This is a genomic window from Arthrobacter psychrochitiniphilus, assembly GCF_003185915.1.
Lineage (GTDB): Bacteria > Actinomycetota > Actinomycetes > Actinomycetales > Micrococcaceae > Specibacter > Specibacter psychrochitiniphilus.
Map to the genome: position 1 here is coordinate 293,704 of NZ_QHLZ01000001.1, position 23,242 is coordinate 316,945.

At 58.8% G+C, this 23,242-nt stretch carries 20 protein-coding genes; 11 read left to right on the forward strand and 9 right to left on the reverse strand.

The window, feature by feature from the left end:
- The 7 genes from CVS29_RS01300 to CVS29_RS01330 all read right to left on the reverse strand — a co-directional run bounded on the left by CVS29_RS01300 (position 1) and on the right by CVS29_RS01330 (position 6,844).
- Positions 1-825, reverse strand: coding sequence for an ABC transporter permease (locus tag CVS29_RS01300; RefSeq protein ID WP_110104521.1), 825 nt, complete (start codon positions 823-825; stop codon positions 1-3).
- The gene (locus tag CVS29_RS01305; protein ID WP_110104522.1) at positions 822-1,730 is read right to left on the reverse strand and encodes an ABC transporter permease; all 909 of its coding nucleotides are present in this window, start codon (positions 1,728-1,730) and stop codon (positions 822-824) included. The genes CVS29_RS01300 and CVS29_RS01305 overlap by 4 nt, the downstream gene beginning before the upstream one ends.
- Positions 1,727-2,764 (reverse strand): ABC transporter substrate-binding protein, encoded by a 1,038-nt coding sequence (locus CVS29_RS01310; RefSeq protein ID WP_211315072.1) that lies wholly within the window; start codon positions 2,762-2,764, stop codon positions 1,727-1,729. The genes CVS29_RS01305 and CVS29_RS01310 overlap by 4 nt, the downstream gene beginning before the upstream one ends.
- Before the next feature lie 312 nt (positions 2,765-3,076).
- Positions 3,077-3,670 carry a TetR/AcrR family transcriptional regulator gene (locus CVS29_RS01315; protein WP_110104524.1) on the reverse strand — a complete coding sequence of 198 codons (594 nt, stop codon included), beginning with the start codon at positions 3,668-3,670 and terminating at the stop codon, positions 3,077-3,079.
- 177 nt (positions 3,671-3,847) lie between these two features.
- Positions 3,848-4,825, reverse strand: coding sequence for a DMT family transporter (locus CVS29_RS01320; RefSeq protein ID WP_179442377.1), 978 nt, complete (start codon positions 4,823-4,825; stop codon positions 3,848-3,850).
- A gap of 105 nt (positions 4,826-4,930) precedes the next feature.
- Positions 4,931-6,142, reverse strand: a complete 1,212-nt coding sequence (locus CVS29_RS01325) for a glutamate dehydrogenase (protein ID WP_211315073.1) — start codon at positions 6,140-6,142, stop codon at positions 4,931-4,933.
- An 81-nt stretch (positions 6,143-6,223) separates the two neighbouring features.
- Complete coding sequence (locus CVS29_RS01330; RefSeq protein WP_110104526.1) at positions 6,224-6,844, reverse strand: TetR/AcrR family transcriptional regulator; 621 nt, start codon at positions 6,842-6,844, stop codon at positions 6,224-6,226.
- Between the two features lie 160 nt (positions 6,845-7,004).
- Here CVS29_RS01330 and CVS29_RS01335 point away from each other — a divergent pair, with 160 nt between their 5' ends.
- The 11 genes from CVS29_RS01335 (at position 7,005) to CVS29_RS01385 (ending at position 20,341) form a co-directional block, all read left to right on the forward strand.
- A complete protein-coding gene (locus tag CVS29_RS01335) occupies positions 7,005-7,883 on the forward strand; it encodes an ABC transporter substrate-binding protein (RefSeq protein WP_110104527.1) in 879 nt (292 codons plus the stop codon).
- On the forward strand, positions 7,880-8,998 hold the full coding sequence (locus CVS29_RS01340) for an amino acid ABC transporter permease (protein WP_110104528.1): 1,119 nt from the start codon (positions 7,880-7,882) through the stop codon (positions 8,996-8,998). The genes CVS29_RS01335 and CVS29_RS01340 overlap by 4 nt, the downstream gene beginning before the upstream one ends.
- Before the next feature lie 7 nt (positions 8,999-9,005).
- Positions 9,006-9,749, forward strand: a complete 744-nt coding sequence (locus tag CVS29_RS01345; RefSeq protein ID WP_110104529.1) for an amino acid ABC transporter ATP-binding protein — start codon at positions 9,006-9,008, stop codon at positions 9,747-9,749.
- Between the two features lie 107 nt (positions 9,750-9,856).
- Positions 9,857-11,305: a dicarboxylate/amino acid:cation symporter gene (locus tag CVS29_RS01350; protein ID WP_110104530.1), complete on the forward strand. Its 1,449-nt coding sequence runs from the start codon at positions 9,857-9,859 to the stop codon at positions 11,303-11,305.
- 173 nt (positions 11,306-11,478) lie between these two features.
- Positions 11,479-11,859: a YbjQ family protein gene (locus CVS29_RS01355; RefSeq protein WP_110104531.1), complete on the forward strand. Its 381-nt coding sequence runs from the start codon at positions 11,479-11,481 to the stop codon at positions 11,857-11,859.
- A gap of 167 nt (positions 11,860-12,026) precedes the next feature.
- The gene (locus CVS29_RS01360) at positions 12,027-12,659 is read left to right on the forward strand and encodes a TetR/AcrR family transcriptional regulator (RefSeq protein ID WP_110104532.1); all 633 of its coding nucleotides are present in this window, start codon (positions 12,027-12,029) and stop codon (positions 12,657-12,659) included.
- 55 nt (positions 12,660-12,714) lie between these two features.
- Complete coding sequence (locus tag CVS29_RS01365) at positions 12,715-15,378, forward strand: MMPL family transporter (protein ID WP_110104533.1); 2,664 nt, start codon at positions 12,715-12,717, stop codon at positions 15,376-15,378.
- A gap of 259 nt (positions 15,379-15,637) precedes the next feature.
- On the forward strand, positions 15,638-16,891 hold the full coding sequence (locus CVS29_RS01370) for a GAF domain-containing protein (protein WP_110104534.1): 1,254 nt from the start codon (positions 15,638-15,640) through the stop codon (positions 16,889-16,891).
- A gap of 236 nt (positions 16,892-17,127) precedes the next feature.
- On the forward strand, positions 17,128-18,651 hold the full coding sequence (exaC, locus tag CVS29_RS01375; RefSeq protein WP_110104535.1) for an acetaldehyde dehydrogenase ExaC: 1,524 nt from the start codon (positions 17,128-17,130) through the stop codon (positions 18,649-18,651).
- 179 nt (positions 18,652-18,830) lie between these two features.
- Complete coding sequence (adhP, locus tag CVS29_RS01380) at positions 18,831-19,841, forward strand: alcohol dehydrogenase AdhP (RefSeq protein ID WP_110104536.1); 1,011 nt, start codon at positions 18,831-18,833, stop codon at positions 19,839-19,841.
- An 86-nt stretch (positions 19,842-19,927) separates the two neighbouring features.
- Positions 19,928-20,341: a DUF779 domain-containing protein gene (locus CVS29_RS01385; protein ID WP_110104537.1), complete on the forward strand. Its 414-nt coding sequence runs from the start codon at positions 19,928-19,930 to the stop codon at positions 20,339-20,341.
- Between the two features lie 248 nt (positions 20,342-20,589).
- Here the strand turns inward: CVS29_RS01385 and CVS29_RS01390 are convergent, their stop codons facing one another.
- On the reverse strand, positions 20,590-21,141 hold the full coding sequence (locus CVS29_RS01390) for a TetR/AcrR family transcriptional regulator (protein ID WP_110104538.1): 552 nt from the start codon (positions 21,139-21,141) through the stop codon (positions 20,590-20,592).
- On the reverse strand, positions 21,141-23,210 hold the full coding sequence (locus tag CVS29_RS01395) for an MFS transporter (RefSeq protein WP_245932000.1): 2,070 nt from the start codon (positions 23,208-23,210) through the stop codon (positions 21,141-21,143). Before CVS29_RS01395 ends, CVS29_RS01390 begins: the two co-directional genes overlap by 1 nt.
- Positions 23,211-23,242: the final 32 nt, after the last annotated feature.

A 23,242-nucleotide genomic window follows, 5' to 3' on the forward strand; every position in this document is an offset into this window, starting at 1 on the left:
TCATATTCCTTCGTTCATGGTCAGGGACGCTCGACGGTCAATCATTTTTCGGATCATTTTTACTGCACCCATCAAAAGGAACGTTGAAATGATCACCAGCAGGGAAAGGCTGGAGACTGCGGCTACTGCCGGGTCCACCTGGACACGTATGCCGGACCACATCTTTACCGGCATAGTGGTCATATCGGGGCCCGAGAGGAAAATTGCGGTCACCACTTCATCCCAGCTGGTGATGAAAGCGAACAATGCCCCCGCGAGCACGCTGGGAAGAATGAGCGGCAAGGTAATCCGGAAGAAGGTGGAGACCGGCCCGGCACCGAGGTTCATGGAGGCCATTTCCAGCCGGCGGTCAACAGAGACTAACCCGGTGGAAACGTTGATCATGACGTATGGGACGCCCAAGCAGGTGTGCACCAAGACAAAGCCCAGCGTGGTCTCGGTCAGCCCCAAGTTAAGGAACGCTATGTAAACGGCCAAGCCAACAATCACGTACGGCACAATCAGTGGTGCCAGCAGCACTGCCGTGACGGCGTTGCGGAACGGAAACCTGCCACGCACCAGAGCTAGTGCGGCCAATGTTCCCAAAATTACTGAGACGGTGGCTGACAATAGCGCCACTTTGAGGCTAGCGAAGGCCGACCGTCCCCAGCTGGGGTCATCAAGCAATTGCTGGTACCAGCGCAAGGAGAGTTCCTTGGGCGGGAAGGTAAGGAAGGAGCTGCTGGACAGTGACATGGGGACCACCACCAGTACGGGCAACAGCAGGTACAGTCCTATGATCGCGGCGAGGAGAATCAAGGCCGTTCTTGCAAGGATGCGGTTCATGATTGTCCCATCAAGTGCTTTTGCAGGTCAAAGTACTTACTGGCCAGGCCAATGAGGAGGAATGTGGTGACAAGCAGCATGGTAGCCAGCGCCGCAGCAAACCCGAACCGCAGGACTGTGCTGACCTGCTGGACAATCAATTCACCAATCATGGTGTTCTTTGGCCCACCCAACAATGCCGGGGTGATGTAGTAACCCAAGGCCTGGACGAAGGTCAACAAAATTGCCGCCGCAACACCTGGCAGGCTCAACGGAACAAAAATCCGCAAGAACGCCCCTGAGGGGCGGTCGCCCAACCCTTCGGCAGCCTGCAACAGGCGGCGGTCAATGGTTCGCATGGTGGCATAGATCGGCAAGACGGCAAACGGTAGGGCCACTTGGACCATACCAATCACCACTCCGCTCATGGTGCGGATGATGGTGACGGGTTCAGCGATGAGACCCGCATCCTGTGCCAGCGAGTTCAGGACGCCTGTGTCACGCAAGAGCAGGACCAGGGCGAAGCTGCGGACCAGAATACTTGTCCAGAAAGGCACAAGCACCAAAACCAACATCACTGTGCGCCACTTCGGTGTTGCCAGTGTCATCAGGTATGCGTAGGGGAAAGCCAGGAGCAACGTTACCGCTGTGACAATTGCCGCTGTCAAGAACGTGTTGCCCAAAACTTTCACATAGACGGATTGGGCAAAAATTGCCGTGTAGTTCTGCCACCCAAATGTGGGGTCAGTGAAGCTCTTTTGGAGCATGACAAACAACGGGAGGATAAAGACCAGGATGAGAAACACTAGCAGCGGCAGAACTAGCGCACCCCACCCGTCAATGCGCAAGAAGTTTTTGATCTTGCTGGCAAAGGAGGGGGGCGCCGGCTGCCGCAGGGCTGCCCTGGTCCCTGCGGCTACACTCATTTGGCGATCCAGTTATTGAGCTCTTCGGTGACCGAATCATAGTTCTTGGCCCAGTATGAGTAGTCAATGAGCCCGGCGGAATCCTTGGAGACTTCTTCGCTGCCGGCAAGGTCCTTGCGATCAGCTTCGGGAACCAAGCCAATCGCGTCACTGGAGACAGGACCATAACCGGATGCGACGGCGTCGTCCGCCTGGGCCTGCCCGTTACCCAAGAACCAGACCATCCAGTCCGCGGCCAATTCGGCGTTGGGGTATCCCTTGGGGATGACTACCTGGTCATAGGAGATGAGGTTCTGCCCGTAGTCATTGGCTACGGCCTGGCCCTCTGCTGCAGCCTTGGTGATGCGGCCATTCCAGGCTTGCACCAGAGGCGCTTCCCCGCTGGCCACCAGCTGGGTCTGCTGGTCACCGGTGTCATACCAAACAATGTCTTTCTTGATGGTGTCTAGCTTGGCAAAGGCTCGGGGCAGATCCAGCGGGTAGAGCTTATCTGCCGGGACGCCGTCGGCCAGCAGTGCTGCCTCAAACAGTCCGCCGGTGGCGTACTTCCAGAAGCCGCGCTTCCCCGGGAAAGTCTTCGTATCGAAGAATTCGGCCCAGTTAGTGGGGTGCTTATCGGCAAACACCTCAGTGTTGTACGCAATGCTGAACGTGTACTGCAGATTCGGGATGGCGCATTCGCCCATTTGGGCCTCGGGAACGCCGGCGGCCTTGGCGGCGTCAATGACTCGTTGTGGCAGCTTCTCCAGCAAGCCCTTCTCACAGGCAGTATTGGCAAAGTTGGGTTCAACTTCAACAACTCCCCAGTTGACCTTGCCGGCATTGACCTGGGTCTCGATCTTGGCGTAGTCAGTGGGTGAATCTTCCTTGATGGTCACACCACTCTCCGCAGCCCAGGGGGTGAAGTAGCTAGCCACATGTGCAGACTGGGCTTGCCCGCCCCACATGGTGACAGTGAGCGACTTTTCATCCGAAGCCGTTCCGGCTCCGCCACACGCGGAAAGGGAGAGCGCCAACACTGCCGCTCCTGCCATTACTTTGTACCTTCGTGCCATTTTAAGGTCCAACTTCCATAGTTAACTAATCAGTCAGTTATCAATAGAACTGTGACGCAGTTCACGATGTTTGTCAATGCCAATTTTTCGCCGGGTTCTCTCAGGGCCCCCAGTCTGGGCATCTCCCTGGGCACGGCTTGGGCCGGGCTTGGGCCGGACTTCGGTAGATCCCGGGCACCTTCGTGGCGCTGCAAAGCAACCCGATCCGGCATGCGGATTCAGGCTGGGTTCAGGTTTGGCCAAGTGGGCACGGTAAGGCCCTGCCACCGTGGTTCAGCTAGTGCGGGCTTGCTACTGCGGGAGAAAGCTGTCAATAAACGCCGTGCAGGTGGCTTGCATCCGATCAAGGGTCATGTGCGCGGACCCAATCAGAACCTGGATTGCCAAACCGTCCATCATAGCCACGTAGGCGTCTGAAAATGCCGCCAGATCCGGAATATCCAGAAGGCCCGCGTCGCGGGCCTCCGTGGCAGCCTCAAGGACGGCACGGCGCCAGTCACCGTAATAGACATCATTGATGGCGGCCAGCGGCAGCGAACGCAACGCAGAAACCCACAGCTCAAGCCACACTCGCCATGACTCAATGGTGACATCAGAGCTGGGGAGATAGCCGCTGGCAAGTTTGCGAAGCCGCTGAACCGGGTCGTCGTCCTCCGCAAGGTAATTCTCCCGGCGCTCCACAGATTGCTCATATTGGAAACGGAAGGCTTCAACCAACAGCTCATCCTTGGAGGCAAAATAATAATGCACCGTGCCGGTGCTGTAACCGGCAATCTTGGCCACGTCCGCAATTCTCAGATCACGAAATCCGCGTTCGGAGATCACTAAGCGCGTTGCCTCCAGAATCTGGTGACGCCGCTCTGCAACTGCACTTGGACGAGCCATAGCCTCAATCTTCTCTCTCACAATGTGGATACTGCTTTGACTCTAACCCGCGCCAGAGCAGTAGCTGTTCAGGGTAGATCCAAAATTCTCCGGGGCGTAAGCACAAGGCCGTACCCTCAGCGGACACGGAAGGTGTCAGGAAGCGCCACGCAAGCTGCGCAACAAACAGCTCAAGGTTCACGTCTTCGTGGCCATATTCTTAGTGCCAGCACCCCTCCTCCTGCTTTTTCGAGACTGGATGAGTGCCATCACTGGCAGGCCCAGTACGGCGGCAATAATGGCCACAATACCCACCGTTTGCACCGGCAACAGCCGTTCCCCCAACGCAGCAACTCCAATCAGGGCAGCAAGTGCCGGCTGTGAAGTGTCCACAAGTGAGGTGTATGTAGCCCCCAGCCGTTTCAGCCCAGCATAATAAGCGGCCAACCCGATGGGGACAATCACCACCCCATGCAGGGCAAGGTATCCCATGCCAAGACCAGACGAGGGAAATTCCAGCTGCCCAGTCAACAGCGCGGCAATGACACTAGACACGCCAGCACCTAGCAATACCAGGCTGGCTGCCGTCAACGGCGGAGTGTCCCCCACCGTTGCACCTGCCGCAAAAACGTAGAAGGCATACCCCACCGCGGTCACCACGGCCAACATCATCCCAGCACTAGAACCGATCCCCACGGAATTTGATAAAACAATAATCCCCACACCGCTCAAGCCAAGGGCTAGCAGCAAGATTTCTGCAACCCTGGGAAATCGATGCACGCGCAGAGCCACAAGTATGGCAACAAGAGCCGGATATATGTAGATGATCGCCACCGTGATCGAGGTATCCAGCCGCTCCAGTGCAGCGAAGTACGCCCACATCTGCGGTCCGAACAGCAGCGCACCGAGCAGTATCAGCCGCCAGGCAATACTTCCGGCCACTTTTTTCTCTCGCATGAGCCGTGACACCAGCCACAAGACAATGGCGGCGATCAAACATCTGAACGCCACAAGGGAGAGCCCGTTGAGCTGCGCGGTGTAAGCGAGTCTGACAAACGCTGGAGTGCTCGCGAAGGCAACAGCCGAGAGGAGAACGAATCCCACACCCACTGTGACGGCAACAGGCCCTGTTCGCGGTGTCACGGCTGTGGGTTGCTGATTTATATCAGGCTGCACGGCCTGTCCTTCAACCAGTGTCACTAAGGTCCAATCGCATGCTAGAAGTGAGAAGCATCTTTGCTACTCAGAGGAAGGCGTAGTCAAACCGCCGCTTTTTTACTATCAGACTGGGACGAACGCCGTCTCAATGGCCAGCAATTGATCGGCAGTGAAGGCCAACGCAGCCTCACGCAAAGTAATGCCTTCAGCTGCCGAGCGGTCAAACATGTCCGTGACGATTCTGCGCATCTCGGTGCGAATTTTCCGTTCTGACTGTTCGGCATCGGCGTCTATGTCACCAAAGAGCATCCACCACCACCAGGCGTTAGTTCCGGAGTTGGCAACAAAGTCAGGTACTACGTGGACGCCGCGCGCAATAAGCAGGCTCTCCGCCTCAGGAAGCACAGGCATATTGGCCGCTTCAACTATCAACGAGGCGCTCACCTCTTGCGCATTCTCAGCGGTAATGGCGTAGGAGATGGCAGCCGGCACCAAAACATCCGTGGGAACGGAAAGCCACTGCTCGGGCGGCAACTGCGTGTCCTCAGCGCGCAGGCATGCACGGTCAATCTCGCCGAATGAATTTCGTGAGGCGAGCATTGCTTCCACATCCAGCCCCGCCGGATTCACAATCACGCCGTTGGCATCTGCAATTCCCACAACAATCATTGATGCCCGCGCCAAGTATCTAGCCGTTGCACCGCCCATGGAACCGAACCCCTGAATCACCACCCGTGATCCAGCATGGGGGCGCTGAATTTTATCCAAGGCCGTCAATACGGATTCGGCAACTCCCAACCCACCAACCAGCTCATCCAGACCAATCCCATCCACTGTGATGGTGAATGCCTGGCTGAGCCGTTCTATGGCTTCTTCACAATTCTCTAGCAATGGGTAGATGGCCTGAACGGAGCTTTCAAGGCCGAGCTCGCTCAGCACCTCATCGATGAGCTTCTGCTGCAACCCCAGATCTTCGCCCATGGTCCAGTGGGCTTTGATTAGGGCACTGACACCTTGTAAGTATCGCTTGAGCACGCCACGCATGTGCACGTCATGCGGATCGCAATCAATGCCGCCCTTCGCCCCACCAAGCGGAACGTAAGCGCTGTCCGGACGGTAGTGCAGGCTCTCTTTAAGGGTCATCCCCTGAGCAAGGCCGCGAACTTCCTCCAAGGTGCAGCCTTTGCGCATGCGAAGCCCGCCACTACAGACGCCCCGGACCAATCTGTCAATCACCAGGAAGCCCTTATAGCCGGTTACCGGATCGGTCCATGTCACTTCCATCAGCGGCGGGCGCGGTGTTGGGCGCATTTCATCCTGGACACTGACCGGCATGAGATGGCTCCTCGCTTTTTGAGAACATTCTTACTGAATGATTAGTCAGTATTCACGCAGCAGAGAAGCTTGTCAAGAGCCCTATTTTTCAGGCGCCACAGCACCTAACGCGGACTGGTCCACAGCCAGTTCCCAGGCAACTTGGCGAACCAGCCACGCACGCAAATCTGCGCGACTAATGGGCTCCTTATGGACCACCATCCGCACGGCGAGCCCATCCAGGAAAGAAGTCAAGCGCGTAGCTGCCTCAAGGGAATTACTGGACTGGAAGACCCCGTCCAAAACCCCCGCATCAATGACGCTGGAAATCGCCTTATTCCATTGCCGATGAAGGTCTACCAAAACCTCCGCCAACGCCACGTCCCGCATGGCGGCGGACCATGCATCAACCCAAATCTGCCACCCCCTAGCCTGCCCTGTTGGGGCATACCACTCCAAGGCCGCCATGAGGAGTTCGGCAGGAGAGCCAGAACCTCGCATGATCCGCCCTAGTTTGAGCAGGTCCCTTTCCGCTGCGTAAGTCAGTGCATCAATCAGCAGCCTTTCCTTGGTCTCGAAGTGATAAATGATCAGTGCAGAACTAACGTCCATAGCGTCAGCCACATCAGCAATCCGAACTGCCTGCATTCCCTTTTCTCGAATTTGCTTGACAGTTTCTGCCAGTACCTCAACCCGGCGCGCTTGGGCATTCATCCTCTTCATAACCGAAACCCTATCCCGTACAACGAAAATACTGGTGGCGAACAAAAAGTTACACACAAGCCGTTGACATTGGCTGTGACACACGGCACAGTCTACTTATTAGCTGTATGGCCAGTCAGTAATTATGGTCTTCTTTCAAGAATGAAGGGCGAAGTCTCACATGGCAAAACATCGACTCACAACTCTGGCAGCGGTGGTAGCTGCCGCCAGCTTGGCACTGACGGCTTGTGGCAGTTCAACACCAGCGGCCAACGACGGCGGACCCGCAGCTTTTGGTGAATGCCAGCTCTACGGCGATGCCGGGTCAATATCCCTCACACCGGTCACCCCGGACACGCTCACGGTTCAGACAAATCTGCCCTCACCCGGCTGGTGGAAGGGTATCTCTCCGGAAAAGATCACCGGAGGGTTTGAATATTGCCTGGCCGCTAATATTGCCCACCGTGCGGGCTTGAGCAAACTCAAAGTAGTCAATGCCTCTTTTGATGCCCTGGTTGCCGGACAGACCAAGGATTACGACATCGCCATGGCCCAGATCTCCATCACTCCCGAACGGGAAAAAGTGGTCCAGTTCTCCAAACCGTACTTTGATTCCAATGTTGCAATCTTGGCCAAAAAGGGTGCGGATGTGACAGCCGCGAACATGAAGGACAAGAAACTGGGCGTGGCCTTAGGAACAACAGCCGTGGAGTTTGTCCAGAAGAAGATCAACCCGAGCACACCGGCACGGGTCTTCCAAGAAACCGACGCCATGGTGACAGGTGTTGCTTCCGGCCAAATTGACGCCGCCCTTCAGGACACTGCCATCATGCTTGGTTTTGCCAGCGGTTCCTCCGGCGCCCTCGAGGTTATAGGACAGTACAAAACGGGTGAACAATATGGCGCCATTTATCCCAAAGGTTCAGTGAACGCGGCGGCCATGGATGCCGCCATCGAATCCATGTCTACGGACGGCACGCTTGAGAAGCTCTCAGCGGACTGGCTTGGACCCACGTTGGGTGGAGATCCGGCCAAGATTCCAGTGTTCCCCACCCCATGAGCACCACGAACCCCACCACGGCCGGTGACAGCCTGCAAAAGAGTAGTTTGCACGCACCCCCGCCCACCGTAACGCCCTTTACTATTGCCGCGGTTGCTGTGGTGGCATTGACCGCCGCGGTGTCTTATTACGCCCTGATATGGCTCTTTGCTTACATTTATCCCAACGGTGCGTCCGGGCTGTTCACGGCACTCTTTGTTGCGCTGTGGTTGGCGGCTCTCATTCCGCTGATTCCTGCGGTTCAGGCCATGGGTAGATCCCAAAAGGCCAACGCGCTCTTGCGTTCCCATGATGTAGTGGGCGCACGGCACCATGCCGCCCTCGGCCGGGAAGCAGCCTTGACGAGCATGGGCTATTCGGCAGCCATTTTGGTTCTCGCTACACTCGTTGCCTTTGTCAGCACCAAAGACGGTGCCATCGCCTCAACATTTTTGCGTCCAGCATTCATCGCACAGGCCTTCTCAGATGTTCTCGCTGCATTTTGGGTCAACGTACGTGTTGCCCTCGGAGCCGAGGTACTAGTCCTTGTCCTGGGCTTGGGTATTGCCATCATGCGCATGTTGCCAGGGCGCGCCGGACGGCCCCTGCGGGTGCTGGCAATTTTATATACGGACATCTTCCGCGCTATTCCCGGAATCATTGTCCTCTACCTTGTCGGCTTTGGTTTGTCCTTGGCTGAGGTGCCCTTCTTCAAGGATCTGCCACCGATCTGGTTGGCGATCTTTGCCCTCACCTTGACTTACAGCGCCTATGTAGCCGAGGTGTATAGGGCTGGGCTTGATTCAATTCATCGCAGCCAATGGGCTGCCGCCCGCTCCCTGGGGCTCTCATACCCTCAGGCCCTTCGCACCGTCATCATTCCCCAAGCGGTCCGGCGCGTCATCCCTCCGTTGCTGAACGATTTCATTGGTCTACAAAAGGACACCGCCCTAATTGGTGTCATGGGTGTCATTGATGCCTTCACCCAGTCCCGGCTGATTGGTTCTGCGGTGTTCAACCTGTCCCCCGTGACCGTGGTGGCGATCATCTTCGTTGTGGTAACTATCCCCCAGTCACGCTTTGTTGACCGGATGCTAGAAAAAGACCAGGCCCGCCAGCGCTCAGGATCAAGTTAGGATAACCATGCATTTTCTACAGATTCGCGATCTTCACAAGTCTTATGGTTCCCTGGAAATCCTCAAGGGGGTCACCCTGGACGTGGCACGGCATGAGGTGGTGTGCCTTATTGGCGCCTCCGGCTCCGGAAAGTCCACCTTGTTGCGCTGCATCAACGCCCTGGAACCCATTGATTCGGGCACAATCCTGGTCAACGGCGATCAGGTCACGGGACTGGGCGTGGACTTGAACGCACTGCGACGCAATGTGGGAATCGTCTTCCAGTCCTACAACTTGTTTCCCCACATGTCAGTGCTGAAGAACATCACCTTAGCCCCCACCATGGTGGGGGGCGTATCCAAGGAGGCTGCCGAGCAGCGGGCCTTGGAGCTACTGGAGAAGATAGGTCTGCGGAACAAGGCCGGCTCCTTCCCTGACGCGCTGTCCGGCGGCCAGCAGCAGCGCGTGGCTATTGTTCGTGCCATGGCCATGGACCCCCAGGTCTTGCTGCTCGATGAAATCACCGCTGCCCTGGACCCGGAACTTGTTGGCGATGTTTTAGAGATGATCAGGGAACTTGCCGTGGATGGGCTGACGATGCTCTTGGCCACTCATGAGATGGGTTTCGCCAGGGAAGTTGCCTCGCAGGTGTGCTTCTTGCACCAAGGGAAGATTCTTGAACGTGGAACACCCCAGCAGGTCTTTGAAAACCCGCAGGAGGAACGTACACAGCAATTTCTTAGCCGTGTGATCCAAGCTGGCAGGCTCTAGAGAAACTGGCGACGCCGTTTGGCACCGGCGGCAGCCATACCTTGCCCGATGTAACAGAGGGACACACAAATTTCCAAGTGTTATTGTGTGCCGCATACCGTAGAGAAATGACTTCCACAGCGAGCACCCCACGCGTCTCAAAACTGCCCAAGTGGGCGAGTTCCTTCGGCGTACAAATCATTGCCGGCCTCATTGCCGGCCTCGTATTGGGCTTGATCGCCCGCCAGCTTGGCACTGATCCTGAGACTGAAACTAACGGGCTCATGACCACGTTGGGCCTGATCGGCTCCAGCTACGTCTCCATTTTGAAGGCAGCTGTGGTTCCGCTGATCTTCACCGCCGTTGTCTCCTCGATCGCCAATCTGCGCCAAGTCACCAACGCCGCGCGCTTGGCCTGGAACACGCTGCTGTGGTTCGCCATTACAGCTCTGATCGCAGTCACCATCGGCATTGCGCTGGGCACGCTCATCCAGCCTGGAGCAGGCACCGGAACAGCCACTCCCAAGGATTACACCGGCAAAACCGGTGACTGGTGGGCCTTCCTGATTGGCTTGTTCCCCTCCAATTTCCTGGGTCTGGGTGCTTCAACTAAGGCTTCTGACTCTGGCGACCTCGTTACCAGCGTGAACTTCAACGTCCTGCAGATCCTGGTCATTGCCATTGTCATCGGCATCGCAGCACTGAAGGTTGGCAAGGCAGCTGACCCATTCCTGAAACTCAACGGTTCAGCCCTGGCTGTTATTCAAAAGGTGCTGTGGTGGATCATTCGCTTGGCACCGATTGGCACCGTCGGCTTGATCGGAAACGCTGTAGCCTCTTACGGCTGGACCACCATTGGCTCACTGGGCAAGTTCACAGTAGCTATTTACCTGGGCCTGGCACTGGTGCTTTTTGTGGTCTACCCGATCCTGATCAAGTCACACGGGCTCTCCATCAAGCAGTACTTCTCAGGCGTTTGGCCTGCCGTGCAGCTGGGCTTCGTCTCACGCTCTTCCATTGGCACCTTGCCCCTGACCCAGCGTGTGACCGAGCGTAACTTGGGTGTTCCTCGCGCCTATGCTTCCTTCGCCGTGCCGCTGGGCGCCACCACCAAGATGGACGGTTGCGCCGCCATCTACCCGGCCATTGCAGCCATCTTCGTGGCACAGTTCTTCGGTATCCAGTTGGACCTGGGCCAGTACCTGCTCATCGTGCTGGTTTCCGTCCTCGGATCAGCAGCAACCGCAGGCACCACGGGCGCTGTTGTGATGCTCACCTTGACACTGTCAACGCTGGGACTGCCGCTGGCCGGCGTCGGACTTCTGCTGGCAGTTGACCCCATTTTGGATATGGGCCGTACCGCCGTCAACGTTGCAGGCCAAGCCCTGGTCCCCACCATCGTCTCCAAACGCCAGAACATCCTGGATGAGGCGCTGTACAACGCACCCCGCAATGGCAACCCGTTCGCAGACGACTCCGATGATCTGCTCCAGGATGTGACCGGCGCCACCATCGCGGCTGACACCGGCGTGGATACCGATGAGGTTGATCCGAAGCGCCAGACGGCAAACGTCTAAGCCGCAAGCAAGCTCGCTGTTCGTGTACACATCCCGTTAGGGCCGGTCTGCTGACCTCGCCTTAGCGGGATGTTTGCGTGAGGGCGCTGTCACCTGTGGCAGTTCCCCACAGCACTGGCACGTATGATTCCTAACGCAACGAATTTTCAGCACCGAACATTTAGGGACCAGCAATGATCATCGTCACCACAAACGACCTGCCCGGCTACAAGATTGATGCAGTCTTTGGTGAGGTCATGGGCCTCACCGTGCGCTCCCGCCACGTGGGCGCACAGTTCACCGCCAGCTTCCGCTCCTTGGGCGGGGGAGAACTGCCCGAAATGACCAAGGCCCTCTATGAAAGCCGCCAGGAAGTTGTGGCCCGCATGGTTACCGAAGCCCAGCAGAAGGGTGCCAACGCCATTGTTGCCACCCGCTTTGACACCTCGGAAATGGGCGGCACCTGGACAGAGGTCTGCGTCTACGGCACCGCAGTCTTTGCCATTCCGCTGGGCGCGGGCGAACCCGGCGCAACCGGCCAGTCGGTCTACCTTTCCCAGAACCCCCAGGGCTAAGAGCCGCCGGGCTAAGAGCTGCCGGGCTGAGAGCCGCCGGGCTGAGAGCTGCTGGGTCGGGAGGCTGGGTACCAACCGGGGCCGGCACCCAGCCTCCTCCACAGCGACTAAACCGCATCCTAGATGTCTACTTGCACTTAGTGCATCTTTGCACTTAGTGTAGCAATATGAGTTTTCCTGCATCGCATCCTCTCACGGTGGCGCCCACGTCCCGGCGTGAGCTCAATAAGGCAGCCACCCGTGAAGCAATCGCACTAGCTGCACTAGATTTTCTTCGCAGCGGTGACTTGAACACTTTCACTGTGGATGACGTAGCTGAAGCTGCCGGAGTATCCCGGCGCACCTTCTTTAACTACTTCTCCTCTGTGGAAGCGGCCGTTGCAAGCTTCACCCAGAACTATCTGGATCAAGTCATTGTGGAATTGGAAGCCCGCCCGGCTGGCGAGCCGCTTCTGGAGTCCGCACAAATTGCGCTCTCCGCCCTAGGTAATGCCCACGATCTGGGCATACTGGCAGAAACTTTTGCACTCACCCAGGACCCTCAGCTCAGCCGTTTCCAACTTCAAGCGTGGGATGAATGCAGCACCAAGATCACCCAATTCGCCCGGGACAGGATGCCTGCAGGCACAGATGAGCTGTTCCTCTTCACCTTGGTAGGTGCTGTTATTGGCGGTGGGCGGGCCGCCTTCCTGGTCTGGTTTTTAGAACATGGAACCGATGTCACGCAAGCCTCGCTGAGCGATCTACGCAACAAACTCCAGGCCGCTATTTCCCTTATTCGTCAAGGCTTCCCCAACTAGGTCTACCCGCTGGCGCAGTTTCTGCGCAGGCACTACATGAAAGAACGGATTGATCATGGCCCTTTGGCTTTATCGATTAGGGCGCTTAGCCGCCCGCCGCGCATGGCTGGTTATTGCCGCTTGGGCGGTCATCATGGGTTTGGTGGGTGGCGCTGTTGCACTGTTCATGGGCCCCATGTCCAACAACTTCGAAATTCCTGGCACTGAAACCCAGCAGATGGCGGATAAACTCCAGGCGGAGCTACCGGAAGCCTCCGGGGGTACCGGGGCAGTGGTGTTCACCAGTTCTGACGGATTGCAGTTCACCTCCGCCCAGGAGAAGAACATCACCGCGGCCTTGCAGTCCGTGACCTCCGTTCCTAGCGTCAAGGGTGTCATTGACCCCTTCCTGGTGACGGCACAGAAGGAAGCTGGCACAGCGCAACTAGCCGACGGCGCCAAAAAACTTGCCGCTGGAGAGGCACAAGCTGCCGCCAAAAAGCCTGAACTGGACGCAGGCCTGAAGGACGTTGCCGCAGCTAAGGCCAAACTAGATGCCGGCCAAGCCCAGCTCGATGCCCAAAAGGAGCAAATTGCGGCCCTTCCGGCCGGCTCCCCACAAGCCCAGGGGGCTGCCGCGCAGCTCGCCGCCGGTCAAGCCCAACTTGATGCGCAAAAAGCCCAGTGGCAGGCCGGCAAGGATAAAGTTGACGCCGGGCAAGCAGAGTACGACGCCGGGCAGGCCACCTTGGCTGCCAAGCGGGCCGAACTTTCGATCGGCCAGCGCAAGGCAGATGCGGCCGAGGGTATCCTTTTTGTTTCTGAAAACGGCAAGGCCGCCATTGGCCAGATTCAGTTCTCCGAGTCAATGAACGCTGTGACCCCAGCCAACCGGCAGCTGGTTCAGGACAAGCTCAACGTCCTGGAGACTGACGGCGTAACGGTGAACTACAGCAAGGAGATCGTCGAAGACGTCTCGGAGCTGTTTGGGATCTCCGAGGTGCTAGGTATTGCGGTTGCCGCTGCCGTGCTGTTGATCATGTTGGGTACTTTTGTTGCTGCAGGCCTGCCCCTGCTCATGGCTGTTGTGGGCGTAGGCATTGGTGTTGGCGGCACCATGGCCCTGACCACGGTTATTGAAATGTCCTCCATCTCCCCCATGCTGGCCTTGATGTTGGGGCTTGCGGTAGGCATTGATTACTCCTTGTTCATTGTGAACAGGCACCGCCAGCAGCTGTTGGCGGGCATGGACGTGCGGGAATCCATTGCCAAGGCCACAGGCACCTCAGGTAATGCAGTGACCTTCGCCGGTTTGACCGTGGTTATTGCCTTGGCAGCACTCTCGGTGACGGGATTGCCGTTCTTAGCCATCTTGGGCCTGGCCGCGGCGGCCACCGTGGCAGTTTCCGTGCTGATTGCCCTGACCCTGACACCTGCCCTGCTCTCACTGATTGGCACCCGGATCATTTCCAAAAAGGCGTGGGCTAAAAATACTGTTGCCACTGCCAAGCATGAGGCCACGTTGGTGGGCTTGACTAAGACTGAGCAGGGCGCCGCCGATGAAGCCGCGGACATTGCTCGCAGCGCCCGAGGCTGGGGTGGCCTTGTCACCAGGCATCCCCTGATCTCACTCATCACCGCTGTCTTAGCACTAGTAGTCATCGCGATCCCGGCTACCGGTCTGCGTTTGGCCCTGCCCGACGGCGGCTCCGAGCCTGTCGATTCCAGCGCCTACCAGGCGTACTCCATTACGGGCAAGAACTTTGGTGAGGGCATGAACGGGCCCATCATCGTAGTAGCTTCACTCCCGGCAGGGCTGGATGAAGCACAAGCTACCGTACTGAATTTGGATGTTGCTGATCAGTTGCGTTCTGTTCCCAACGTCATCGCGGCAGTTCCAGTCACGCTCAGCGCGGATAACCGCACTGCTGTGTACCAGGTCATCCCGAAGGAAGGACCAGCCAGTGAAAGCACGGTCCAGGTTGTTCATGATCTGCGCAGCGAAGGCGCCACCATCTTGGCTGATCATGATGTGAGCATTGGATTGACGGGCCAAACAGCTGCCAATGTTGATGTCTCCGAGAAATTGGGTGCGGCGCTTCCGCCCTACCTGGCCATTGTTGTGGGACTGTCCTTGATCCTGTTGATCCTGGTCTTCCGCTCCATCCTGGTGCCGTTGCTGGCAACGGCCGGCTTCTTGCTCTCACTGGTGGCAGCCTTTGGCGGCGTGGTAGCCGTCTACCAGTGGGGCTGGCTCGGTGGGATCTTCGATGTGCCCAACCCAGCTGCGGTTCTGAGCTTTTTGCCCATCATCTTGATAGGTGTGCTGTTTGGACTGGCTATGGACTACCAGGTGTTCATCTCCTCAGGAATGCGGGAAGCGTACGCCCATGGACAGGATGCCAAGCAGGCTGTGCGCACCGGGTTCAAACATGCGGCACCCGTTGTCACCGCCGCAGCGATCATCATGGTCAGCGTGTTCTCCGGCTTCATTTTCAGCCACCTGACCATGGTGCGCCCCCTCGGCTTTGCCTTGGCGTTTGGTGTTCTCATTGACGCGTTCGTGGTCCGTATGACCATTGTTCCTGCGGCCATGCACCTGATGGGCAAGTCGGCATGGTGGATCCCGAAGTGGCTGGATAAAATCCTGCCTGACGTTGACGTTGAGGGTGCCAAACTTGCCAACCTGACCGTTACCTCGGATGCCTCAGAGCTGGAACCGGCGCCAGCCAACGGCTAGGACCGCACGCCGGCGGGCAAAAATTGCCTCCTGAAAATCGAGTACGCAGCTGTTGGCCAGCCAAAGAGGCCCACCAGCTGCGTACTCGATTGCGTTTCTGCACAATGGCCCAGTGCCACCAACCGCAGCCACCAACCGCAGCCGTGCAACCACAGCCCGTGCAACCGCAGTGCGCACTGCACTAGAGTGGTGATCTACGGCACATTCATGCGGGATTAGCGCGGCCGTTACCACCCACACGCAGGCAATGGAGAAGTAAATGTCCCCCCTACGCCACCTTGTTGAGGACCTGCCCGCCATGCGTGCGCTGGTGCGTGAATCCTGGTTACGTTCACTGAAGACCCTGACCACGCCGGCCGGGCTCACCCCGCCGCTGGTGTGGGAAAGCCGTGAACTGCTCGAAATCCGCCAAGATCACCCCTTGGCCTCGATCATGCCCGTCATCACCAAGCTGCTGGTAGAGCCCAGCCGCGACACCGGGCTGCTGGTGGCCGTGGGCGATGAGCATGGCCGGCTCCTCTGGGTGGAAGGTGACTCAAGTGCCCGGCGCAACGGCGAAATCATTAACTTTGCTACGGGGGCCGACTGGTCTGAGACGGTGGTGGGAACCAGCGCTCCTGGCACCGCCCTGGTGCTGGGAAAGAGTGTGCAAATCACCGGCCAAGAGCATTTCAGCTCCGCCGTCCATTCGTGGAGCTGCACAGCGGTTCCCGTGCACGATCCCGATTCCGGCTCCCTGCTGGGAGTTGTGGACATTACGGGCGGCGCCGAGGCCGTAGGCGCCAACACTCTCTCCCTGGTCCAAGCCACCGTGGCTGCCGCAGAATCCCAGCTGCGGATCGAACGGCTGGAACAACGTGCCGCCATCAGGGACACCAGCACCCGCACCACCAACACTCCCAGCACCACCAAGCCTCTGTACCGGGATAGCTTGCAAATTTTAGGGCGCGATCAGGGCCTGTTGCACGTGGCCGGCCAGGCTGTAATTCTCAGCGAGCGGCACACCGAAATCCTGACCATGCTGGCCTTGCACCCCGGCGGGCTCACTGCCGAAGAACTCACCGGCAAGATCTATCCTGCCGGCTCATCCCTGAGTAGTATCCGGGCGGAAATGGTGCGTCTTCGCAAACTCCTGCTGTCCGCCGCACCCAGCCTTGTCCCGGAATCTCGCCCCTACAGGCTGCCGCGCGCGCTCGTGGTGGACGCCGAGCAGGTCCGTCATTATCTTGACCGTGGCGCGCACCGCCTAGCCCTGAAAATATACCCGGGCGAGCTCATGCCCCGCTCCCTGGCGCCCGCCATTGAGGCGCTCCGGAGCAGGTTGGCGATCCACGTGCGTGAGGCCATTCTCACCGATGCCAGCTTGGAAACTCTGCTGGGTTACCTCCAGCTTCGCGAAGCCGCGGACGACGTCGATGCCTGGCGCACAGCACTGCGTCTGCTGCCGCCGCGCTCACCCAAGCGCTCCGCCGTGGTGGCTCATCTTGAGGCGCTGGAGGCACTGGAGGGCTAAGTTGCGAGGACGCCCCGTCTCTCCAACGCCGCCCCAAGGCACAGCCGCCAACTCTTTGCTGTTCACCGCGTCTGCTTCTGTGGGCGAGAGTGAGGCTTTGTTCAGCGTTCCATCCAGCTTTTTTACCAACCCCTCGCGCCCGTGTGATCTAGCTCATGCAACGTGGTTGCAACGTGGCTCCCCGTACGCTTCTGGTCAAGGACGCCGATGTCCCCCACCGCGAAGGAGTTTGCACCATGGCTGTTTATGCACAACCCGGTACCGAGGGTTCAGTAGTAACGTTCAAGGACCGCTATGAAAACTGGATCGGCGGGGAATGGGTTGCCCCCGTCAAGGGCGAATACTTCGAGAACATCACCCCCGTGACCGGCAAGGTCTTTTGTGAAGTGGCCCGCGGCACGGCCGAGGACATTGAGCTGGCTCTGGATGCCGCGCACAAGGTGGCACCGAGCTGGGGCGCCACCTCCGCCACGGAGCGGGCAGCCATCTTGAACAGGGTGGCTGACAGGATTGATGAGAATGTGGAACTGCTCGCTGTTGCAGAATCGTGGGATAACGGCAAGGCAGTGCGTGAAACCCTCAACGCTGACATCCCGCTGGCCGCCGATCACTTCCGCTACTTCGCCTCCGTGGTCCGCGCCCAAGAAGGCCGCCTGACCCAGATCGATGAGAACACCACCGCCTACCACTTCCACGAGCCGCTCGGTGTGGTGGGCCAGATCATCCCCTGGAACTTCCCCATCCTGATGGCCGTCTGGAAGCTGGCCCCAGCACTCGCTGCGGGCAACGCCGTGGTACTGAAACCGGCAGAACAAACTCCCGCCTCCATCCTGGTGTTGATGGAACTGCTCGCAGACATCCTGCCCGCCGGCGTCATCAACGTAGTCAATGGCTTCGGGGTGGAAGCCGGCAAGCCGCTGGCCTCCTCCAAGCGCATCCGTAAGATCGCGTTCACGGGTGAGACCACCACGGGCCGGCTCGTCAGCCAGTACGCCAGCCAGAACCTGATCCCTGTCACGCTGGAGTTGGGCGGCAAGAGCCCCAACATCTTCTTCGATGACGTGATGGAGAAGGATGATGCCTTCTATGACAAGACACTTGAAGGTTTCACCATGTACGCCTTCAACCAGGGCGAGGTCTGCACCTGCCCCTCGCGCGCACTGGTCCAGAGCTCCATGTATGAGGCCTTCATGGCCGACGCCGTAGCCCGCACCGAAGCCATCATCCAGGGCAACCCCTTGGACACGGACACCCAGATCGGCGCGCAGGCTTCCAATGACCAGATGGAAAAGATCCTCTCCTACATGGACATCGGCAAGCAGGAAGGCGCCAAGGTCCTCACCGGCGGCGAGCGCAACATCCTGCCAGGGGACCTTGCCGGCGGCTACTACGTCAAGCCCACCATCTTTGAGGGCACCAATGACATGCGCATCTTCCAGGAGGAGATCTTTGGCCCAGTGCTGGCGGTGACCAGCTTTGATGACTATGCCGACGCCCTGCACATTGCCAACGACACCCTCTATGGTCTGGGCGCTGGCGTCTGGTCCCGCAACGGCAATGTTGCCTACCGTGCCGGCCGGGAGATCCAGGCCGGGCGCGTGTGGGTCAACAACTACCACGCGTACCCTGCCGGTGCCGCGTTTGGCGGGTACAAGTCCTCCGGTATAGGACGTGAGAACCACGCCATGATGCTCGATCACTACCAACAGACCAAGAACCTGCTGGTCAGCTACAGCGAAGACAAGCTCGGCTTCTTCTAACCCTCCCCGCACGCTATCCCAGCAATGGCGTGTTTCCTAGGAACGCTATCGCTGTAATGGTTGGTTTTTTGGGATCCCTATCCCAGCAATGCCAAGCACGACGCCGGGCACCTCCCGCAGGTGCCCGGCGCACCCAGCCACCATGCCCCACCCACAGAAAAGAGATCCTCATGTCTACGATGCAAGCAGCAGTTGTCACCGAATTTGGCGCACCTCTGCGTATTGAGCAGTACCCTCTTCCCACTCCCGGCCCGGGGCAGGCACTGGTCAAGCTGATCGCCACCGGCGTCTGCCACACCGACCTCCACGCGGCTGAGGGAGACTGGCCCGTACAGCCCAGCCCGCCTTTTGTCCCCGGCCACGAGGGTGTGGGCGATGTTGTGGCAATTGGTGAGGGTGTCACCTCCCTCGCGGTGGGTGACCGGGTGGGCAATGCCTGGCTGTGGACGGCATGCGGGGATTGTGAATACTGCCGCACAGGGTGGGAGACCCTGTGCGAATCACAGGAAAACGGCGGCTACAGTGTGGACGGCTCGTTTGGCGAGTACATGCTGGTTGATGCTGACTTTGCGCCCCGCATTCCCGACGGACTTGACCCTGTGGAGATCGCTCCAGTGCTGTGTGCCGGCGTCACCGTGTACAAAGGCCTGAAGATGACCGAGGCCCGTCCTGGCCAGTGGGTTGTCATCTCAGGAATTGGCGGGCTCGGGCACATTGCGGTCCAGTACGCCGTAGCCATGGGGCTGCGCGTGGCCGCCGTGGACATTGCCGAGGACAAGCTCGCCCTGGCCCGCAAACACGGTGCCGAAATCACCGTCAACGCCGCCAACGAGGATCCGGTTGCGGCCATTCAGCGCGAAACCGGAGGCGTTCACGGCGTGCTGGTGACCGCAGTTCACCCGGCGGCATTTGGCCAGGCGATCGGCATGACCCGCCGCGGCGGCACCATCGTCTTCAACGGCCTTCCCCCGGGTGACTTCCCGGCGCCCATCTTCGAGGTGGTACTCAAGGGTCTAACGATTCGCGGTTCCATTGTTGGCACTCGCCAGGACATGGAAGAAGCAATCGACTTCTACGCCCGCGGCCTGATCCACCCCACAGTCGCCACCCGGAGCTTGGGAGAAATCAACGAGGTCCTCGAGGAAATGCGTGCGGGAAAGATTGACGGCCGCGTGGTCATCAAGTACTAAAAAATATCCTGGTTCCGGGCCGCTGCTCCCATTGCGTCCCGGCACCAGGATCCACCCCTCATCCCCTTCAGCGCAGGAGCATTTCCATGGACGCCACACCCGAAACCTTGGCTGCCGCCATCACCATCGACGGCGAGAGAGCCTCACGCGTGGCCATGTCCGGCACCGCCGTGGAACTGCTGCAAAAACTGTGGCTGAAGCACGGCCCCTTGATGTTCCATCAATCCGGTGGCTGCTGCGATGGCTCCTCCCCCATGTGTTACCCGGCAGGTGAGTTCATCACGGCTGAGGCTGACATTTTACTGGGACTCTTTGAGGTGCCCGGCTGTGGGCCACTTGAATTTTGGATGTCCAAGGAACAATTCAACTACTGGTCACACACTCATCTGAGCATTGATGTGGTGGCCGGACGTGGCAGCGGCTTCTCCGTGGAAGCCCCTGAAGGCAAACGATTCTTGATTCGCTCCCGCCTCGTGGACGGTTTCCGTCCCGCCAGCTGAACGGGCGACGGCGGCGGCTACTTCCGCCGGTTCCGGCTTTGCCGGCTCTTTTGCACAATGACTGCTACTACTGCCACCATGATGGCTCCTGCCATGGCGATTTCCATCTACACCCCCTGTTTCCTTGTTGTGAAGCCTCGCGGCACCTGGATCCCTGCGGTGTCCATCCCCCAGCTTAGGTGAGTTGATCCGGCGCTGTGGTTCCCCTCCGTGAACACTTCCATACTCGGGAGCGGGTTGGGCAGGTTTTAGGGCAGGGCGGGATCGTCAATGATGCCCTGGACAAGGGCGCCATATTGCTGGATGAGCACTTCATCGGCCATTTCATCCGGGTGCAGGAGCCCCAAGACCCGGATTCCGGCCCCCAACCCCATGACAATGCAGACCACTAATTGGGACTTATAGCGGGTGGGTGAGGTATCCCCGATCCGCTGCGCAATCCAGCGGACATACCGTTCACGTAAATCGCGCTGACCGGCCTCATGATCCGGGGCGTCCTGGACTAAGAGAGCCACCATGGCCCAAGGCTCGGGCTCTTCAGTCTGGCGCCGCAACAAGATCCGCCGCACCAGGGAAAAACCCAACGGCTCCTCTAGACCCGGTTGTAAATCTGAACTCGGCACCTGGGGGGCGGCCGCCGCATAGAGTTTGGCCTTGCTCCCCATCACTTTCATCACCATGGCAGGGGAATATCCTGCGAGCGCCGCAACATCTTTGACCGTAACGGCGGAGTAGCCCCGTTGGCCGAAGAGCTTTCTGGCAGCTTCGATGATGGCCTCGCGTGTACTGGGACGGCCCATCAGGGACGCACCGAGGCATTTCCTGACAGTACGGCGGGCGGCTTACCGGCGGCCGGCAGGCACAAATCAATAGTTGCTGAGCGTGCTGTGAGCAGCACGGACAGTGACGTGCTGGTCTGCACTTGGGGATCCAGTCCGGTCAGAATATAGCGGCCAACCGGTGGCAGCGGAACCTCGTAGAGGCCTTCATCGTTACTGAACGTGGACATCACAAACTCCCCTGTGGTCTTAGTCAATGTCACCATGGCACCTGCCAGTGGCACAGCACCATCGCTCACCCTACCGGAGAGCATCAGCCGGTGCGCTAAGTGAATGTCATGCCAGCTGGTCGGATCGGCAAACTCCAAAACCTGCGAACTCGGAGTCCAGCCATCGGCGCTGGAAACCAGCAGATAGCGGCCGGAATCGGGCAGGATCAAGGAATAGCGCCCTTCATTGTCCGCACGGCTCCAATCCGCAGGTTCCCCGTTAGTGTGCAGCGCATTGACCACGGCCTGCTTGATCGGCCTCAAATGCGGGCCGGTGACGGTGCCGTTGACAAGAATTTCATTCTCAGTGGCGGGCTTAGCGGCGCGCTCAGTGACGGGTTTACTACTGACGGCTCTGGGATCCGGCGCGTATATCCCGCTCACGGTACCCGGTGTCATTCCCGGGGCGGTCTGGACACGCGGAATGAACACGGCCACGGCAATGGAGAGCAAGGCGGCGATGGCCGCATACCAGAACACTGTCTTGAAGGCGTCCTCGGTGGGCAGCGCCAAGGGGCCCACATGAACCACCGCTGAGGTCAACACAACACCGACGACGGCGGACATGGTGGAAGTACCCACGGCGCGCAGTAGGGAGTTCAAACCGTTGGCGGACGCCGTCTCGGTGATGGGTACCGAGCGCATGATCAAGGTTGGCATCGCGGCGTAGGCAATGGCCGTTCCCATGCTGACGAACGTGGCGCCCAGAACCACCATCCACACTTCCCCTGTGAGGAACACCCGTGCCACATAGGAAACTGCCAGCACCAGGCCACCCACTATGAGGGTGATTTTGGCTCCGTAGCGTTTGGTGATGAGCGCGGAGATGGGTGCCAGGGCCACCATGGCAAGCCCGGAGGGCACCATGCACAGGCCTGCAATAACAATGCTGAGCCCAAAACCATAGCCGCCAACATTGGGCAGTTGGAGTTGCTGGGTAGTGCTGAGCATGTTCGCATACATGGAGAAGCCCACCAGGATGGAGGCGATGTTGGTCAGCAGGACTGGTTTCCGTGCGGAGGTGCGCAAATCCACCATGGGCTGGCCGACCTTGAGCTCATACGGGAACCAGAAGGCGAGGAGGACGGCCGTTCCCAAGAACAGCAGAATCACCGGCTCGCTGCTCCATCCCCAATGCCCACCCTTGGAGATGGCGAGCAGCAATGATGTCAGTGCGGCCGTGAGCAAGAGAGCACCGACGGCGTCGAACTTTCCTTTGGTGCGTAGGGAAGATTCCGGCACCACCATGATGACGGCGATGATCAGCAATACGCCCACCACGGCAGAAACCCAGAAAATTGCCTGCCAGCCAAAGGATTGGTAGATCAGCCCGGCCAGCGGCAGGCCCAACGCACTACCAATACCCAAGGTAGCGCTCATCAACGCCACCGCGGAGGCCACCTTTTCGCGTGGGAGCTCATCACGCATGATGCTGATGCCTACGGGGATCAAGGAAGCGGCGAGCCCTTGGAACGCGCGGCCCACCAACAGTGTGAGCAGGCTACCGCCCGCGGCTGCAATGACGGAGCCAATCACCATGGTGATCATGGCGATCACCATCATGCGGCGCTTGCCGTACATATCCGCCAGACGGGAAATGATGGGCGTGGCAATGGCGCTTGTCAGCAACGTGATGGTGACCAGCCAGGAGGTGTTTTCCGGGGAGGTGTTCAAGATTCCAGGGAAGTCCGGCAGCAGCGGCACCACCATGGTCTGCTGCAGCGCCACCACGGTACCCGCCAGGCACAAGATGGTGATGACAAGGGAGGTGCGCTTTGGCTTGGCGGTTCTCTGGTTCCCTTGAGGGACTCGCAATTGCACTGGCAGGTACTTCCTCTTGCGTTGAAAATGAA